This is a genomic window from Runella sp. MFBS21, assembly GCF_029433105.1.
Taxonomy (GTDB): domain Bacteria; phylum Bacteroidota; class Bacteroidia; order Cytophagales; family Spirosomataceae; genus Runella.
Window position 1 is genome coordinate 75,495 of record NZ_JARNTW010000023.1, and the last position, 14,976, is coordinate 90,470.

The 14,976-nt window shown below is 39.6% G+C and carries 16 protein-coding genes and 2 pseudogenes; 5 read left to right on the forward strand and 13 right to left on the reverse strand.

Features of this window, described 5'->3' with window-relative positions:
• Window positions 1–37: 37 nt before the first annotated feature.
• From P1X15_RS32650 to P1X15_RS27840, 9 genes and pseudogenes are all read right to left on the reverse strand, one after another.
• Complete coding sequence (locus P1X15_RS32650) at window positions 38–109, reverse strand: hypothetical protein (RefSeq protein WP_409049712.1); 72 nt, start codon at window positions 107–109, stop codon at window positions 38–40.
• 11 nt (window positions 110–120) lie between these two features.
• Window positions 121–843, reverse strand: a pseudogene (locus tag P1X15_RS27805) (RHS repeat-associated core domain-containing protein); the annotation flags it as partial.
• Window positions 844–1,137: 294 nt separating this feature from the next.
• Window positions 1,138–1,566, reverse strand: a complete 429-nt coding sequence (imm9, locus tag P1X15_RS27810) for an Imm9 family immunity protein (protein ID WP_277341404.1) — start codon at window positions 1,564–1,566, stop codon at window positions 1,138–1,140.
• 69 nt (window positions 1,567–1,635) lie between these two features.
• Complete coding sequence (locus P1X15_RS27815; RefSeq protein WP_277341405.1) at window positions 1,636–2,037, reverse strand: hypothetical protein; 402 nt, start codon at window positions 2,035–2,037, stop codon at window positions 1,636–1,638.
• Window positions 2,038–2,064: 27 nt separating this feature from the next.
• Window positions 2,065–2,457: pseudogene (locus P1X15_RS27820) on the reverse strand (RHS repeat-associated core domain-containing protein); the annotation flags it as partial.
• Window positions 2,458–2,598: 141 nt separating this feature from the next.
• Entirely contained in the window at window positions 2,599–2,892 is a 294-nt protein-coding gene (locus P1X15_RS27825) for an immunity 53 family protein (protein WP_277341406.1), read from the reverse strand.
• Between the two features lie 375 nt (window positions 2,893–3,267).
• Complete coding sequence (locus P1X15_RS27830) at window positions 3,268–3,945, reverse strand: hypothetical protein (RefSeq protein WP_277341407.1); 678 nt, start codon at window positions 3,943–3,945, stop codon at window positions 3,268–3,270.
• Window positions 3,946–4,254: 309 nt separating this feature from the next.
• Window positions 4,255–4,767 carry a HEAT repeat domain-containing protein gene (locus tag P1X15_RS27835; RefSeq protein ID WP_277341408.1) on the reverse strand — a complete coding sequence of 171 codons (513 nt, stop codon included), beginning with the start codon at window positions 4,765–4,767 and terminating at the stop codon, window positions 4,255–4,257.
• Window positions 4,768–4,997: 230 nt separating this feature from the next.
• The gene (locus P1X15_RS27840) at window positions 4,998–6,884 is read right to left on the reverse strand and encodes a S9 family peptidase (RefSeq protein WP_277341409.1); all 1,887 of its coding nucleotides are present in this window, start codon (window positions 6,882–6,884) and stop codon (window positions 4,998–5,000) included.
• A 115-nt stretch (window positions 6,885–6,999) separates the two neighbouring features.
• On the opposite strand from P1X15_RS27840, the gene P1X15_RS27845 reads away from it, so the two are divergent.
• Window positions 7,000–7,536 carry a C40 family peptidase gene (locus P1X15_RS27845; RefSeq protein ID WP_277341410.1) on the forward strand — a complete coding sequence of 179 codons (537 nt, stop codon included), beginning with the start codon at window positions 7,000–7,002 and terminating at the stop codon, window positions 7,534–7,536.
• Between the two features lie 19 nt (window positions 7,537–7,555).
• Here P1X15_RS27845 and P1X15_RS27850 read toward each other — a convergent pair whose 3' ends face one another.
• Window positions 7,556–8,794 (reverse strand): NAD(P)/FAD-dependent oxidoreductase, encoded by a 1,239-nt coding sequence (locus tag P1X15_RS27850; RefSeq protein WP_277341411.1) that lies wholly within the window; start codon window positions 8,792–8,794, stop codon window positions 7,556–7,558.
• Between the two features lie 120 nt (window positions 8,795–8,914).
• On the opposite strand from P1X15_RS27850, the gene P1X15_RS27855 reads away from it, so the two are divergent.
• A complete protein-coding gene (locus P1X15_RS27855) occupies window positions 8,915–9,952 on the forward strand; it encodes a DNA/RNA non-specific endonuclease (protein ID WP_277341412.1) in 1,038 nt (345 codons plus the stop codon).
• Between the two features lie 9 nt (window positions 9,953–9,961).
• Here P1X15_RS27855 and P1X15_RS27860 read toward each other — a convergent pair whose 3' ends face one another.
• Window positions 9,962–10,786 carry an N-acetylmuramoyl-L-alanine amidase-like domain-containing protein gene (locus P1X15_RS27860; RefSeq protein WP_277341413.1) on the reverse strand — a complete coding sequence of 275 codons (825 nt, stop codon included), beginning with the start codon at window positions 10,784–10,786 and terminating at the stop codon, window positions 9,962–9,964.
• A gap of 3 nt (window positions 10,787–10,789) precedes the next feature.
• The gene (locus P1X15_RS27865; protein ID WP_277341414.1) at window positions 10,790–11,218 is read right to left on the reverse strand and encodes an OsmC family protein; all 429 of its coding nucleotides are present in this window, start codon (window positions 11,216–11,218) and stop codon (window positions 10,790–10,792) included.
• Between the two features lie 165 nt (window positions 11,219–11,383).
• Between P1X15_RS27865 and P1X15_RS27870 the strand changes: the two genes are divergently transcribed.
• From P1X15_RS27870 to P1X15_RS27880, 3 genes are all read left to right on the forward strand, one after another.
• Window positions 11,384–12,142 carry a hypothetical protein gene (locus tag P1X15_RS27870; protein WP_028666440.1) on the forward strand — a complete coding sequence of 253 codons (759 nt, stop codon included), beginning with the start codon at window positions 11,384–11,386 and terminating at the stop codon, window positions 12,140–12,142.
• 79 nt (window positions 12,143–12,221) lie between these two features.
• Entirely contained in the window at window positions 12,222–13,100 is an 879-nt protein-coding gene (gene lipA / locus P1X15_RS27875) for a lipoyl synthase (protein WP_277341415.1), read from the forward strand.
• A complete protein-coding gene (locus P1X15_RS27880) occupies window positions 13,100–14,257 on the forward strand; it encodes a lycopene cyclase family protein (protein ID WP_277341416.1) in 1,158 nt (385 codons plus the stop codon). The genes lipA and P1X15_RS27880 overlap by 1 nt, the downstream gene beginning before the upstream one ends.
• On the opposite strand, the gene P1X15_RS27885 is transcribed toward P1X15_RS27880, so the two are convergent.
• Window positions 14,254–14,967, reverse strand: a complete 714-nt coding sequence (locus P1X15_RS27885) for a glucosamine-6-phosphate deaminase (RefSeq protein ID WP_277341417.1) — start codon at window positions 14,965–14,967, stop codon at window positions 14,254–14,256. The two genes, P1X15_RS27880 and P1X15_RS27885, sit on opposite strands and share 4 nt — an antisense overlap.
• Window positions 14,968–14,976 lie beyond the last annotated feature (9 nt).

Sequence of the window (14,976 nt, forward strand, 5' to 3'; positions counted from 1 at the left end):
CGTTTAATACCGGATGGAATGGTATTGGGATTTATATCTATAACCTTATGGTTTTTTTGTGGAAAGTTTGCGTAATTTCTGCCATGCCTGCACCATCTTTTTGAATCAGATGATGTAAATTTACTGTTTTCCATCATTTCCTACCGGTGCCCTTCCTGATGCCATCCGTTCAATGTTATTGCCAGTAATAACTTTTCCATTTTCTTTCCACGAACCAACTTGGGAAGGGTTAAAAATATCATCTCTTTGAAAAACTTTCACATTATCAAATACTGAAACTTTTTGCCAAAATTTATTCCCTTCTACAAAATTGTTAGTTAAGTATAAGGCTTCTCCAATAGTATTACCAACTCGTTTAATAGCGCTTCCACTAACATAAGGAATCGCAGCCCCTCCAGCCGCAAATATTTTGTCCAACACAGATGCTTTTGTACCGTCAATATTAACAGCATTATTGCCTCTTGTAATGGTAGTTGCTAAAACGGTTACATCATTTATATCGGTGAGTGAGAGTAAGTTTCCTGCTATACCACCATAATATTCATTTTTTTGCTTTACTGTCGCACTTTTGAGATGCATAGCATCCCCATACATCACAGCACTAACAGCCTCTAATCCCTCCAATTCAATACGAGCAGTTACTTTATTCTCACTAAAAGCATAAGTAGAATTGTGTACATACTTTTCACTTAATGGATCTACAGAAATAAAACGCCCAATGGCAGGGTCATGTAAACGCCATTTAAAATGAGCATAATTAATCTCTAATTCATCTAATTTTTCTTGTCCCTGAAACTGCCACTTGTGCTCCGCATCACCCTCCGTCTCAATACCCACCAAATTCCAACCCCAAGGCGCTACAGGCTACTCTTTTCTCACATTTCAAAGAACATTTTTAACTCAAAACCTATGGCGTATTTTAGGCTTTGAAGCAGGTTTATAGGCTCTCACCAAGTCACAGAAACTCTGTTTATTTTTAGTACGTAGTCTTCAAGACTACGCACAAATTTTGAATAAAATTTATATCTCAACTCCCATCTATAAAGTATTGCCATACCAAATACGCTAACGAATTATAGATAAAACTCGTTTTGAAAATCTAATTTAACCTTAGCCTTTCCAACGGTAAATCCAACTTCAAATTTTTTTTATTGCTCTTCGTAAGCAATCTAATATATACTCCTCTCTATTAGAATATTTATAAAAATCAACATCAAGAGTCCAGAAATTTGCAATTATTTTATCACAGTGTTCGTCGTCATAAGTAAACTGCTCCTTATCTATCCCCCAAGGCACTATATGTGCTGTTGGTATAGGAATAGGAATCGTTATCTCTTTAATTTTATCAGCAGAATAAGAGCCGAATTTATTTTTCGAAACAAGTAGTTTCTTTCCAGTGCTATAAGTTGCCCTAAATTGAATTACCCAATCATTTTGGATTGAAAAATTGTTTTTTTCTAGAGCATTATCTATTTCTTGCTTTAACAATTTGCTTATTTTAATTGAGTCAAAACCCACATCTAAAAAGTGAGATATATATGAAGTATGTGTTATTCTGGATTCCATATCTTAGTGATTATAATATTTTTTATCTTTTTCTTTGTTTAATGGATGAGCATCTGGATTATTTTTTCTTTAATCTCTTACTCTAGCAGCCTCTGCTTCTTTGGCTTGTTTAGTTGTTACTGAGCCTAAATCTTGAACTTTCTCGGCGGTAGCTCCTGGATGTATTTTTTGTGCTTTTCGCTCACTATGTTTCATTCTTACTGGATCTCCTAAAGCTGTAGTCCTGTTAGCATCTGCTTTACCTACTTTTAATAAAAGCCCATCTTCAGCTTTAATTTCATATAGAATAAAATTCCCAATAGTATCGTTTGAATTTTTGTTAATAGTACTTTTAATAATTTCATTAGCAGGAGACTTTCCACCTGCGACTTTAGCTAAAAGACTACCCGCAGGTCCACTACTAGGGATTGCTGTAGCAATGTCTAAAACCCCGAGAGCAGCGGAAACATGTTTATTATCTTCAATCGGCACAAGTTTGCCATTCCGTCCATTTTCATCCTAGGTATATTGAATTCTTTGGACTTTAATATCATCAGAAAATAAAGAGCCTATATAAGTTCCAACAGTGACAATACCTGAAGTAACCTGGTCTCTAATACCCCAATAAAGATTCTCCACGACTGACATGCTATTTCTAGGAGGGCAACCTATACAGTTTCCATTGGGGTCACTAAGCCTTACAGGATTATTCCATCCATACTGATAAGTACTTAAACTCTCCTGTCCTTGGGCATCCGGCAGAGGATCCACACTATGAAACCTTCCCAATACACTCTCATAACCACGGGCTTTGAGGTCGTACCAATCAAGCCCTAAATCCTCAATCTTTTCACGGTCAAGGTACTGCCATTGATGCTCAGGATTCCCCTCCGTCTCAATACCCACCAAATTCCAACCCCAAGGCGCTACAGGCTACTCTTTTCTCACATTTCAAAGAACATTGTTAACTCAAAACCTATGGCCTATTTTAGGCTTTGAAGCAGGTTTATAGGCTCTCACCGGGTCATAGATACTCAGGTTATTTTTAGTACGTCAATCTGTACTCTCTACTATTTCTTTAAACTTTTTGATTAATGTTTCAAGTTTTGTAGGGTCTCCAAAAGCTTCATATTTTCCATTCAGAATTTTATAACCATACCAATCTGTTTCGCCATTTTCAAAATTTTGCATTTCTATTTCTAAATCTTGGAACTGTGTATATATTAAATCTATTTCTAAATACCAACCTGGATTATCAACAGTTGTAATACTAATTCTATATTGGTGTTCCCAATCACCATCACAGTGCGATTGATACCATTCTTGTAACCATTGTAACATATTCATATTTTGTAATTATTTAGGTACCCTATAAAAAATAAACACCTGATAATAAATTAGTTAACATTGTTAAGCAATTGTATGAAAAATGTCACATTTTTTGAATTTTCGAGGTTCTTTCAAATCATAAATTGTACTATTCTAACTAGAAAATGGTCTTTAAATTGTACTTTTTAAGCAAAAAGAGTACCTAAACAGCTACCATATTCCAAAGAATATTTCTATATCAAAAACCACAGCCTACTTTAGGATTTAATACATTTTGGCACACCGCTTATTTTCTTTACTTTTATAAAAAACAAACACACAATAGTTTAAATTCCCAGAACACAACACCGACCCTCCTATATATCTCAATATTTTATATAATTAAGTATTTTATTAGAAATACTTAATTTCTAAGGCTGAAAAATATTTTTCTTTATTGGTATTATCAAAATCAATTATTTGCACAAAGTATTGATCTTGATAATACCAACAGTGATATAATGTATGAAAATTTCTTATATTTTCCATAGGAATTTGAGTAGATTTGCCATTTTCAAGAATAAACAATGAATCACTTTGTATTTTAAGAAATATAGCTTTTAAGCTAGCAATCTGAGTTGTCCCCTTTGTCAGCACCTTATTGTATTTTATTGTAAATTTTTTATTTTTTAAAAATACGCTTTGGCGATTAGGTATTTTTATGTTCATATAAATGCTACTATCTACGCTCATATTAACGACTACTGTATCATTTTCAATTTTTTCTATCCAAGTTGGCATATCACTCTGCATTTTTACTTGAATACTATTATTGCTTTTCCGATCTATAATTTTTAAATATTGTTCAGCACAATCATCTATCTCATCACAGTTAATAATAATACAGACTGTGTTGTTATTAGGATATATTTGGTATACTTTTTTTTCGTTGATAGGAGATTGGTCAGCACAAGAAGTTAGCCAGTAAAAAGAGCCAATAAATAAATAAAAATTATTTTTTAGTACCATTATAATAAATCTTTTCGAAATATCAATAAATTCATTTTTCGTTGTTATACCTTCATATCCCATTCTTTGGAAAAGGTTTGAAGGACCGCGTTCTACATAAGTTGATTAAAGTACCCGCGTTCCACACCACCAGAGTATGGAGCTAAAAAGCCATTTATTAATCATTAGAGTTGTTTTTTAATTTTCTTTATTTATAAACTATAGTGTGAAAATAGTATTTTAAAATACTGATTTAAATTTAATTATATTCGTATTTCTTGCTCAATTGTAATATTGGGATGTCCTGCAAAATCATGAGCAAAGCATCGACACTCTTATTTAATAACTATACTTTATTTATCATTTTACAATCTTTTTTTATTCAAAAAATTACTAATTATTGTTTTCTAATAACTCCTGTATCAGCTCTATTATATCATTATCTGACTCAAAAATTAATCTAGTTTTGAGATACTCTTTATAATCTTGATTCGGCATCCTGCTTAAAGCTAAAATAGCAGCATATCTTATATCTACATTGTGATGGTTTATTAAGTTTATCAAGTTCTCTTGTAAGAAATTATCAGAAAATGAAATCGCTATTTGAGCATTCCAATAAATGACACTTTCAAACTTGCTATGCAACGCTAATTTAATAAAAGGAATTACTAATTCACTAGGGTAGCATTTTAAAACATCTTCAATTAGTTGATAAACCCCAAATCCATTTCTACCTCCGAATGAGTTCAAAAACAAAGGAATGCATCTGGGGTCATAATGGGCAAGAAAACATTTTCTTACTTCATTATAGATATTTAAAATATTTATGTTTTTAGATAATTCACTATCACTAGGGAGAGGTTGATAAGCCTCCAAAAATTTTAAAGCTTCTTCTTTATCAATCATTTTTGAAATCATCCAAGGTTTTTATTTTGTCTTATCAACTCTAATATTTGAGTATTTACAGTCTGACGTTCATACCCATTGTTAAGTAAAAGTGTACGTAATTCTTTTATATTCCGTATGAGCTAATTCCTCTCCTAAACTTATATAAGATATCAATCTATCATTCAATAACAAAAAACGCAATAAAGAACCCCCTCTTCATTGCGTTTTTTGTTTCTACAAATCTCGCTTTATTCCATTTTTTTCTGTGACAAATATTTATCCAAAAACGCCAGTACTTCTTTGGAAGCTTTGATTTGATTTTCTTTTTTCACAAAACCGTGACCTTCGTCTGGGAATAGGACATACTCTACTGGCACTCCTTTTTTCTTGGCCGCCGCGACCATTTCGTCAGACTCTACTTGAAGTACGCGTGGATCTTGCGAGCCTTGCAACACAATAAGCGGAATCTCGATATTATTGGCATTGAAGAGTGGAGAAATTCGGCGCAAGCGTAGGGAATCAGCCGTGTTTGGGTCGCCCATTTCTTGGTAAAGAGCTGCTTTAAACGACTCCCACCACGGCGGAATGCTTTTGAGCGTACGTAGCCAATTTACAACTCCAAAATAATTGACCCCTACCTTAAATTCTTTGGGCTTAGAAGTGAGGGCCGCCATTACCATAAAGCCACCGTAAGAACCTCCCATGATGCCAATTTTTTCTTTATCTACCCAATCAAGCGACGCCAAGTAGTTTTTGCCTTCAATACAATCTTGCAAGTCTTTTTCGCCGTGGTTTTTATCATCCATTTTATAGAAAGTCTTCCCGTATCCACTTGAGCCTCTATTGTTTACATCCAGCACCGCATAGCCATGATTGACCAAAAACTGAGTATTGTCACTATATCCCGTGCGCGCTTGTCCGCCCGGCCCACCGTGTACTTTCACGAGCGCAGGTACTTTCTGACCCGCCGAAGCTTGGTGTGGACGATACAAAATAGCCGGAATTTCGGTACCATCAAATGACTTAAACCGTACCACTTCGGCCTGTACCAAATCAGCCGGCTCAATAGCTTTGCTCATAACGTCGGTCAACTTTTTGAGTTCTTTTGATTTGAAATCATATACATACAAGTTGTCATTGGAGGTAGAACTCCCTACACTAATTGCTACTTTTTGCTCGCTATCCGAAATTGTTACGGAGTTGACATTTCCATCCTCAAACTTCGGGAAATCCACCTCTTTACCTCCCTCTTGCATATCAAACACTTTCACTACAGTACGGGCATCATCGTTGATACCAATGACCCGATACCGCCCTTTGTCAGAATGATAAGCATACATGATGTCCCATTTTTCTTCGGCTACTTTTTCACGTTTTCCCGTGGCTATATCGTAGCTCATGAGGCGTTTAAACTCCGCAGCGTCGTCAGTAAGATAATACATTTTCTGACTATCTACGCTAAAATCCGTGGGCTGATAAGCGGCCAAATTTTCTGATATTTTGGTCATTTTTTTGGTAGCCAATTCATACAAAAACAACTCACTATCGTTGGTATTGATTTCTTTGGAAAGCGAGATGTACTTTTTATCGTTAGAAACTGAGCCCACGCTGTAGCCACCGTCATTCTGAAAAATAAGCTTGGGCTTGAGGCTAGTGGCGTCCATTTCATAGAGATCAAAAAAACGGGCGTCTCTTTTATTCCAGATAAAGAAAAAACTTTTTTTGTCATGCGCCCAGCCATAAAACTGCGTCTTTGCCTTACCCGCCGTCAGGTCGGTAGCTTTGCCCGTAGTATCTTGAAGATAGAGGTGGTTCAATTCATTGCCCCCTTCATCACTACTATACAAAAATCGATTGTCGTTGGGAAAATATGAAACTGCAAATACGGAGTTTTTGGTAGAATTGGTCAAAGCTTTAGGCTCTTTTCCATCTAGTGAAAGCTCATACGCATTATAAATTCCGGTTTTATTGTTGGTCAACAAAACCCGCGATTCGTCATGCGAAAACCCAGAGCCAGCCACATCTTGGTTGTCCATAAACTGCTCGATGGTATACTGCTTTACTTCACGAGATTCTTCTTTTTGACAGCCCCCAAGCAGAAGCAAAGGCAAAAAAGCAAATACTATTTTTCTCATAAAAAAGGTGATTTAGGAAGTATTAATCAATAACGTTTGAGGTAAATTTAGCGAAATATGGACAATATCTAATGCTTTATTCGTTATTTTCGTAAGTAACAAATTTCTAACCCTCATGCCCAAGATTTCCCTTTGGATTGGCTTTTGCTTAGCTTTCTGTCTTAGTTCGTGTGCGATTTTCAATACACCCAATACCTCCGCTCCTAAAAATGCTCCCGCCAAACGTCCCTTAGCTACCAAACCCAAAGGAGCGTATTCCAACTATGTGCGCGACATTGTCCGCACGGCTCGCGCTTATACAGGTACTCCTTATCGCAGCGGCGGCAACGACCGCCGAGGTATTGATTGCTCAGGGCTGATTTGTAGCGTTTATACCGAGGTAGGTCTCAAGGTACCCCGTATTTCATGGCAGCAAGCGGAGTTTGGTAACGAAATCGAAGATGTAAGAGATATTCGTCCGGGCGATTGGATTTTTTATGTACCCGATGCAGGCAAAGCAGGCTATGTATCGCACGTAGGGATTGTGACCGAAGTCAGAAGTAAAACCGATATTATGTTTATCCACGCTTCTTCTTCCAAGGGCGTTCGCGAAGACAACCTTTTTTCAAAATACTTCAAAAACCGTTTTGTGAAAGCGATGAGACCTTTTTAAATCATATGTTGAAAGAAAATTAAGACTCTTTTTCTTTCAACATATGACTACCAGCAATGTAGCCCGTAGTCCAGGCTGCCTGAAAATTATACCCGCCCGTAATACCATCTATATCAAGCACTTCTCCTGCAAAAAACAAACCTGGCACCTCACGGCATTCCATGGTTTTGGGATGAATACCATTTAAGTTCACACCTCCACAAGTCACAAACTCCTCTTTAAAAGTGGTTTTGCCTTGTACCTCCAATTGAAAATTAGTGAGATGCTCTACCAATCGATTGAGGTTTTTGGCAGGCATATCTGACCATCGCATGGTATCAGGGATATTTGAAAGCTCTACCAGCTGTTTCCAAAGGCGCTGAGGTAACCCAAAAGGGGCTTGAGTTGCCACAAACTTCCCTCTCCAAGCAGCATCTCGCTGAAAATCTATCAATTGCTGCATGACCTCATTGGACTTTTTGTTGGTAAAATTGATAAGAGAAATAAACTGATAATTTTTGGATGACAACTCCCGCGCTCCCCACGCCGACAATCTCAATACCGCAGGGCCACTGATGCCCCAATGCGTAAACAGCAAAGCCCCTGTTTCGGAGAGTTTGCTTCCTGCCATTTTAACGGCCGTATTTCCCACCGATACCCCCATAAGTTCTTTTAACGGAGAAGTAGGGATGTTGAAAGTAAACAAAGAAGGTACGGGTGCTTCTACTTTAGCTCCCACTTTTAGCAGCCACTCATAGCCTGACAATTGCGGATGACCGCCTGAAGTTACCAAAACAGCCGTTGCTGGAATAACTTCACCTGTGCGTAAAATCACTTCAAACCCTGCTCCTATTTTTGTGATTTCTACTACGTCGGTACTCGTACGGATATTTATATTTGCTCTTTGAGCTGATTTGATCAGGCAATCGACGATGGTTTCGGAGTCGTTGGTGGTCGGAAACATCCGCCCATCAGGTTCAGTTTTGAGCAAAACTCCTCTTTTTTCAAACCACTGAATGGTATGCTGATTATTGAAAATTTCAAAAAGAGGGCGTAAAAACTTAGCTCCGCGCGGATAGCCTTTCACCAATTCTGGGATAGTAGGGGCGGCATTGGTGACATTGCAGCGACCTCCTCCCGAAATCCGTACCTTATTTAATACGCCTCTGTTTTTTTCTAAAATGGTCACTTTTGCCAAAGGAAAAGATTCAGCGGCTGTAATAGCCCCCATAAAACCAGCAGCGCCGCCGCCGATAACAATGATTTGTGGTTGTTGCACGTTTTATAAATCTAAAAACTGTCCGAAAGTTGCGAAACTTTTGCAGAAGTAAAAAAATCTTTGGGCGGTTCGTTTTGCAATGACGAACTTTGCGTCTCCAAAAACTCTCAACTATTCATAATGCATCGTAAAGGTCTACGCTGGGGCAATACCCTCATTTTGTTATTTATTTTTGTCGTCATTGGTCTTATTCTTCATTACCGTGGGCGCACCAAGCCGTTGGTCACTTTTTGGAATGACGTCAAAAGCGTGTTTATTTACCAAGAACGTGGTAAATCTTCCACCAATCCCTATAAAAACCCCGAACCTACCTCCAACGACAACGTAGCCTCCGACGACCGTACCTCTTCCGAGGCCAAAGATGACCGGAGTTTGTTGGAAAAAGTAGGTATTGGAAAAACCTCGAGCAGTGAAGAACCTGAGGAAACAACTTCGTCTAGCAGCAACTATGATTTTGCCAATTTAAAGGATTTTCACTTACCCGCCATTGGTTCCAATGACCAAATCGTCCGACATCGCAAAATCACCCTTCGCTACCGTGAGCAGTATGAGCAAGCCGACTGGGTCGCTTACAAACTTACCAACGAAGAAGCTAGTGCCTACCTCTCGCGCGATGGCAATAAATTCGTACCAGACCCACTAGTAGGTACAGGTTCGGCCATTACGTCCGACTACACTCGCTCAGGCTATGACCGAGGCCACTTAGCTCCCGCTGGGGACTTCAATCTCAACCCTACCGACAAGCAAGAAACTTTTTATATGAGCAACATCAGCCCTCAAGTACCTGATTTTAATCGAGGGATTTGGAACGATTTAGAACAAAAATTTAGGCAATGGGCACAGCGTGACGGTTTTTTGTACGTAGTGACTGGCCCCGTTTTAAAAGCTGGCTTGCCTACTATTGGCCAAAGAAATGAAATTGCGGTACCCGAAATGTATTACAAAATCGCACTTTGCGTGACCGACGATGAGCCTCGAATGATTGGCTTTTTAATGAAAAATGAGTTTTCAAACCAAAACCTGAAGACTTTTGTGGTAAGTGTAGATGAAATAGAACGTCTCACAGGCATTGATTTTTTTCCAAAACTCCCCGACACACTAGAAAAAAAACTAGAAAGTGCCAACACTACTAAGGGTTGGTTTTCAGCAAGAAACTGAGGGTTCTCCTCAGTTTCTTATTCTAAGTACAACAATACCGCTGTGTTTCTTGACCCGCTGAAGATATTCGGATAAAGTTTCGGAAGAGGTTACTACCTTTTTGGCCTCCGACGACGCATGCAAAAGATAGGCTTTATTGGCTTTTTTGATTACAAAACCTTCATGGTTGAAATCTAAACCCGCAATACCCGACGTAATACCGATGATATCGCCGTCCTGTAAGTCATTTTCGATGGCAGCTACTTTGTGTTTAGGGAGAAAATACCAAGGTGTAGCACTTAGCTTTTTCTCCACTTCTTCCACCTTTTGAAACTCAGCCTCACTCTCAAGTGCTGGATACAAGGAGCGATGTTTAGTCATGAAGTTGATAGGAGGGCGAATCTCTTCACCTCCAAGCTTTTGAGTCACATCGGTATACCATCCTGAAGCTTCACCTTGGTTTTTCCATTCTAAAAAATAATGAAGCCTCGAAGCATAACCATCAATTTTGCCGTCTCGATACCGCATCTGCCGCAGCAGAATCTGGTATTGTAAGTAAGTTTTGAGATGATGCCGCGTGAGAGTCATCGCCAGTACTGATTCCACAAAAGTATAGCAATCAAAAGTGCGAAGATTGCAAACAAGCTGCTCAGGAGTTTGCTCTAAAGTATGAGCTACGTAGTCATTTCCCAAAAAGCTTTTCCCAAAAATCAAAGCTGTTTGAGCTTTCGCGCTTCCGGCAGGCAATTGCATTTTTTCCTTAAAAATGGCCTGTTCTACATCAATTGAGCCAAATCGCCAAGCCGTCCCTATTACCGCAACACTTAGTAAGACTCCCAAACATAATCGCTTCATCGCTTAACTTTCAACAGCCACATTCCACTCAAAAGTCACTGCTTGCTCAATATCGGGATGCAGACTCAATGCTACCGGACAAGTATAAGCAGCACGTTCGAGCTTGGCTTTGTCGGTATCGCTTATTTCGGTAGCAGTCAGCATCGAAAGCTTCACCTCTATTTTAGCGATTTTACGTGGTGGCTCCGCACTCATGATTTTGGTAATCTCCATCTGTGACCCTCTGAGATCTATTTCATCGCGGCGCGCAACAATACCCATGATAGTCATCATACAGCTCCCTAATGCGCCCGCTACAAGGTCGGTAGGCGAAAAAGCTTCCCCTTTACCATTGTTGTCGGTGGGTGCATCAGTGATAATGGTGGTTCCTGATTGTAAATGAGTCGCTTGTGTGCGTAAGTCTCCAAGATAGACAGTCTGAACGGTTGGCATAATTTTTTCGCTTAAATAATATCGTCAATTTTTCTGAACCATAAAGCTATTAAAATAGTTTGGTAAATGAATTATGGTAGCAACCTTTAAGGAGATTTTAACGTATATTGACTTGACTTTAAATAGTATTTGTGTTACGTTTAGATAAAAATTTTGTTAAGTCTAATGAAAGCTTTTTATACATTCGGTTTAGCTCTTTTGTTATTAACAGAAGTCGCATGGAGTCAACAACGTCAGACTAAAAATAATTTAGAAGAAGAGGAAGAAGACTACGCGACTATTACTACTTATGGTATTACGACCAATACCAACTCGGGTTTATTAGGTGGTTTTGTATTTCGTCACTCGCGTCGCTTAGAAAATGAGCTTTTTGGCCGTCGCCAATATCGCTATTTAGCTTTCGAGCTAGTCAACGTGAGGCATCCTAAAGAGCTTTCGGAATCTAGCAATACGGGTTCGCGCTTTACACCTGGCAAGCAAAACTATTTGTTTGTGCTTCGCCCCCAATATGGTCGCGAGATAATCCTTTCTAACCGTAGCAATGATGAAGGCATCTCTATCAATGGAATCTTAGCCGTAGGAGCCTCTTTGGGAATTTTGAAACCTTATTTCATTCAATATCAGGTGCGCCCCGGTGTAGTACGCAACGAAGCCTATGACCCTATCAAGCACTCTGATCCAGGCAATATTTTAGGAGCAGGAAATATGCTTCAAGGCTTAGGAAGCTCAAAAATTGTACCTGGAGTCAATGCCAAAATAGCATTTAGTTTTGAATTAAGTGCTTTCCGCAGCAATCTCACTGGTTTAGAGATTGGTTTTCTAACTGAGGTATTTGGAAAAGCTCCTATCATTATTCCTTCTGCCGAAAATCGTAGCTTGTTTACCTCAGGTTACGTAACTTTGTTTTTTGGTAATAAAAAATGAGCCTCTATCAGCCAATCATTATCCATGCTTATACACACTTTAGGATAATATAGGGCTGATAAACGACAACAAAATTAAGATGATTGAACTTCCTGTAATAACTTCAGAGCGGAAAAAACGCCCTGATTGGCTACGTGTAAAATTGCCCGTAGGGCCAGAATATCGCAAAGTCCGCACAATAGTCGATACCAATAAACTACACACCATTTGTGAAAGCGGAAACTGTCCCAACATGGGCGAATGCTGGGGAGAAGGTACGGCTACTTTTATGATTTTAGGGAATGTATGTACCAGAAGCTGCTCATTTTGTGCAGTGGCTACAGGTCGTCCCAACGAATACGACGTAGATGAGCCACGCCGTGTGGCTGAGGCCATCAAAACCATGGGTGTTAAACACGCCGTGATTACCTCTGTCAACCGCGACGAACTCAAAGATAAAGGCGCCGAAATTTGGTACCAAACTGTAGTATTGACCAAGGAATTAAGCCCCGCTACTACGATTGAAACCCTAATCCCCGATACTAAAAATAACTGGGATGCCCTCGAACGCATGATTTCGGCGGGACAAGAAGTAGTATCTCACAATATGGAAACCGTAGCACGGCTTTATAGAGCAGTACGTCCCCAGGCCAAATACGAACGCAGTCTTGAGCAAATCCGCCGCACAAAAGCCTATGGCAAACGCACCAAATCGGGCATCATGCTTGGTCTTGGCGAAACGCAAGAAGAGGTGTTTAAAGCTATGGACGATTTGGTAGCACATGGGCTTGATGTCCTGACGCTGGGCCAATACCTACAGCCTACCAAAATGCACCATGAAGTGATTGAGTGGATTCATCCTGATATTTTTGCCCTTTACCGCGAAGAAGGGCTCAAAAGAGGACTCAAATATGTAGAATCAGGGCCATTGGTTCGTTCAAGTTATCATTCAGAACGCCACGTCAACGTGCCGATTTAATGCAAAAATACGATTTCATTATCGCGGGAGGAGGGTTGGCAGGCTTGAGTTTGGCTTATTACATGAACCAAACGATTTTACGCGAGAAATCTATCCTTATTATTGACCAAGACACCAAGACCAAAAATGATCGGACTTGGTGTTTTTGGGAAAAAGATGGTACCACTCCTTTCGATAGTATTGTTCATCGCCAATGGAAAAATGTTTTTTTTCATGGAACAAACTACTCTGATAAACTCGACCTTGGACCTTATACCTATAAATGGCTCAAAGGCGTTGATTTTTACAACTTCGTAAAAACCAATCTACTTACTAATTCAAATATTGTTTTTGTACAAGAACGTATTGAGCGGCTCATTGATACTCCCGCTGGTGGGTTTATCATTACTCCTGATAATCAGTATTTGGGCGAGTATGTTTTTGATAGCATCAAACCTCTCAAGTTAGACTTAGCCGACTGTCATAACCTCCTTCAGCATTTCAAAGGTTGGGAAATCGTCACCGACAAACCCGTCTTTGATACTCACTGTCCTACTATGATGGATTATCGCGTAGCACAAAAAGGAGTGGGGGTTCGGTTCATGTATATTCTTCCCGAAAGCCCTACGCGAGCTATGGTAGAATACACCGTTTTTTCGGATAAGCTACTCTCTCCTGACGAATACGACGCCGAACTGCATCAGTATATCAAGGATTTCTTAAAAATAGAAAACTTCACCATCGAGCATGAAGAGTTTGGGGTCATCCCGATGACCGATGAACCCACTCCTCAGCATCCTGGTGAGCATATTGTACGTATTGGCACGGCAGGAGGATACGTGAAAGCTTCTACAGGGTATGCCTTTCAGCGAACGCAACGTTTTACCCAAGAACTCGTCAGAAATTTGGTAACTGTGGGTAAACCACTTCACACTCCTCCCACCCTTCGGACCCGATTCAAATCCCTCATGGATAGCACATTATTAAATGTACTTCTCTACAATCGTGCTCCGGGTAAAGACGTATTTACAGCTTTGTACAAAAAAAACCCAACTCCTCTGCTTTTCTCATTTTTGGACGAAGACACCTCTTTTGCCGAAGACTTCCGCATTATGCGTACTGTTCCGCTAGGTGCTTTCATTATTGGCATGTTAGATGCTATCCGCAAAAGATTCTAGGCAGGATTGGCCGCGCTGTCAACCCACAAATGACCATTGGAATGTATTTTAAGCGCCGAAGCTGGTAAGCCTTCATGAACAGGCTCTTCCAAAACTCTTTTGATGATATTCTGCTTGCCATTTCCATTGGCCAACACAATCGCTATTTTGGCTTCTAAAAAATGTCGCAATCCTACCGTAATCCCTTGCGTAAGAGGAGTTTCATCTTGAAAATATTTCTGCCCCACCGAAGCCGTTACTTCTTCCAACTGTGATACATGCGCATAGGTATCAAACGACGTTCCGGGCTCGTTCAATCCCAAGTGCCCATTCATTCCAATTCCTACCATAATAATGTCTAAGCCTCCTTTACTAGCAATAAGTTCGTTGACTCTCTGACACTCGGCTTCTAAATCCTCCGCCAAGCCATCAAAAAACGAAACTCTTTCAGGACTAATTCCCAAAGGTGTAATCAACGGTACATCAATGTAGGCCCGACAACTGCCCGGATTGCTAGGCTCAATGCCTACCCATTCGTCTAATCCAATAAAAGTAACTTGGTCAAAATCTCCTGGCTGTGCTTGCGCTACAATGGTCTGAAAAGTCAGCATCGGCGTCTGACCCGAAGCCACACAAATAGTAGCCGTTGGGTGCTGACGCACATACTCCAATACAAATTGAGCAGCGTGCTGTGAAAGGGTTTCGTAAGTGTCAAAAACTTGATAATTCATCTTGAAAGT

Coding starts and splice junctions, on each gene's coding strand:
- imm9 (WP_277341404.1), bottom strand. CDS start 1,566: ATGGAATCCAGAATAACACATACTTCATATATATCTCACTTTTTAGAT.
- P1X15_RS27825 (WP_277341406.1), bottom strand. CDS start 2,892: ATGAATATGTTACAATGGTTACAAGAATGGTATCAATCGCACTGTGAT.
- P1X15_RS27830 (WP_277341407.1), bottom strand. CDS start 3,945: ATGGGATATGAAGGTATAACAACGAAAAATGAATTTATTGATATTTCG.
- P1X15_RS27835 (WP_277341408.1), bottom strand. CDS start 4,767: ATGATTGATAAAGAAGAAGCTTTAAAATTTTTGGAGGCTTATCAACCT.
- P1X15_RS27840 (WP_277341409.1), bottom strand. CDS start 6,884: ATGAGAAAAATAGTATTTGCTTTTTTGCCTTTGCTTCTGCTTGGGGGC.
- P1X15_RS27845 (WP_277341410.1), top strand. CDS start 7,000: ATGCCCAAGATTTCCCTTTGGATTGGCTTTTGCTTAGCTTTCTGTCTT.
- P1X15_RS27855 (WP_277341412.1), top strand. CDS start 8,915: ATGCATCGTAAAGGTCTACGCTGGGGCAATACCCTCATTTTGTTATTT.
- P1X15_RS27860 (WP_277341413.1), bottom strand. CDS start 10,786: ATGAAGCGATTATGTTTGGGAGTCTTACTAAGTGTTGCGGTAATAGGG.
- P1X15_RS27865 (WP_277341414.1), bottom strand. CDS start 11,218: ATGCCAACCGTTCAGACTGTCTATCTTGGAGACTTACGCACACAAGCG.
- P1X15_RS27870 (WP_028666440.1), top strand. CDS start 11,384: ATGAAAGCTTTTTATACATTCGGTTTAGCTCTTTTGTTATTAACAGAA.
- lipA (WP_277341415.1), top strand. CDS start 12,222: ATGATTGAACTTCCTGTAATAACTTCAGAGCGGAAAAAACGCCCTGAT.
- P1X15_RS27880 (WP_277341416.1), top strand. CDS start 13,100: ATGCAAAAATACGATTTCATTATCGCGGGAGGAGGGTTGGCAGGCTTG.
- P1X15_RS27885 (WP_277341417.1), bottom strand. CDS start 14,967: ATGAATTATCAAGTTTTTGACACTTACGAAACCCTTTCACAGCACGCT.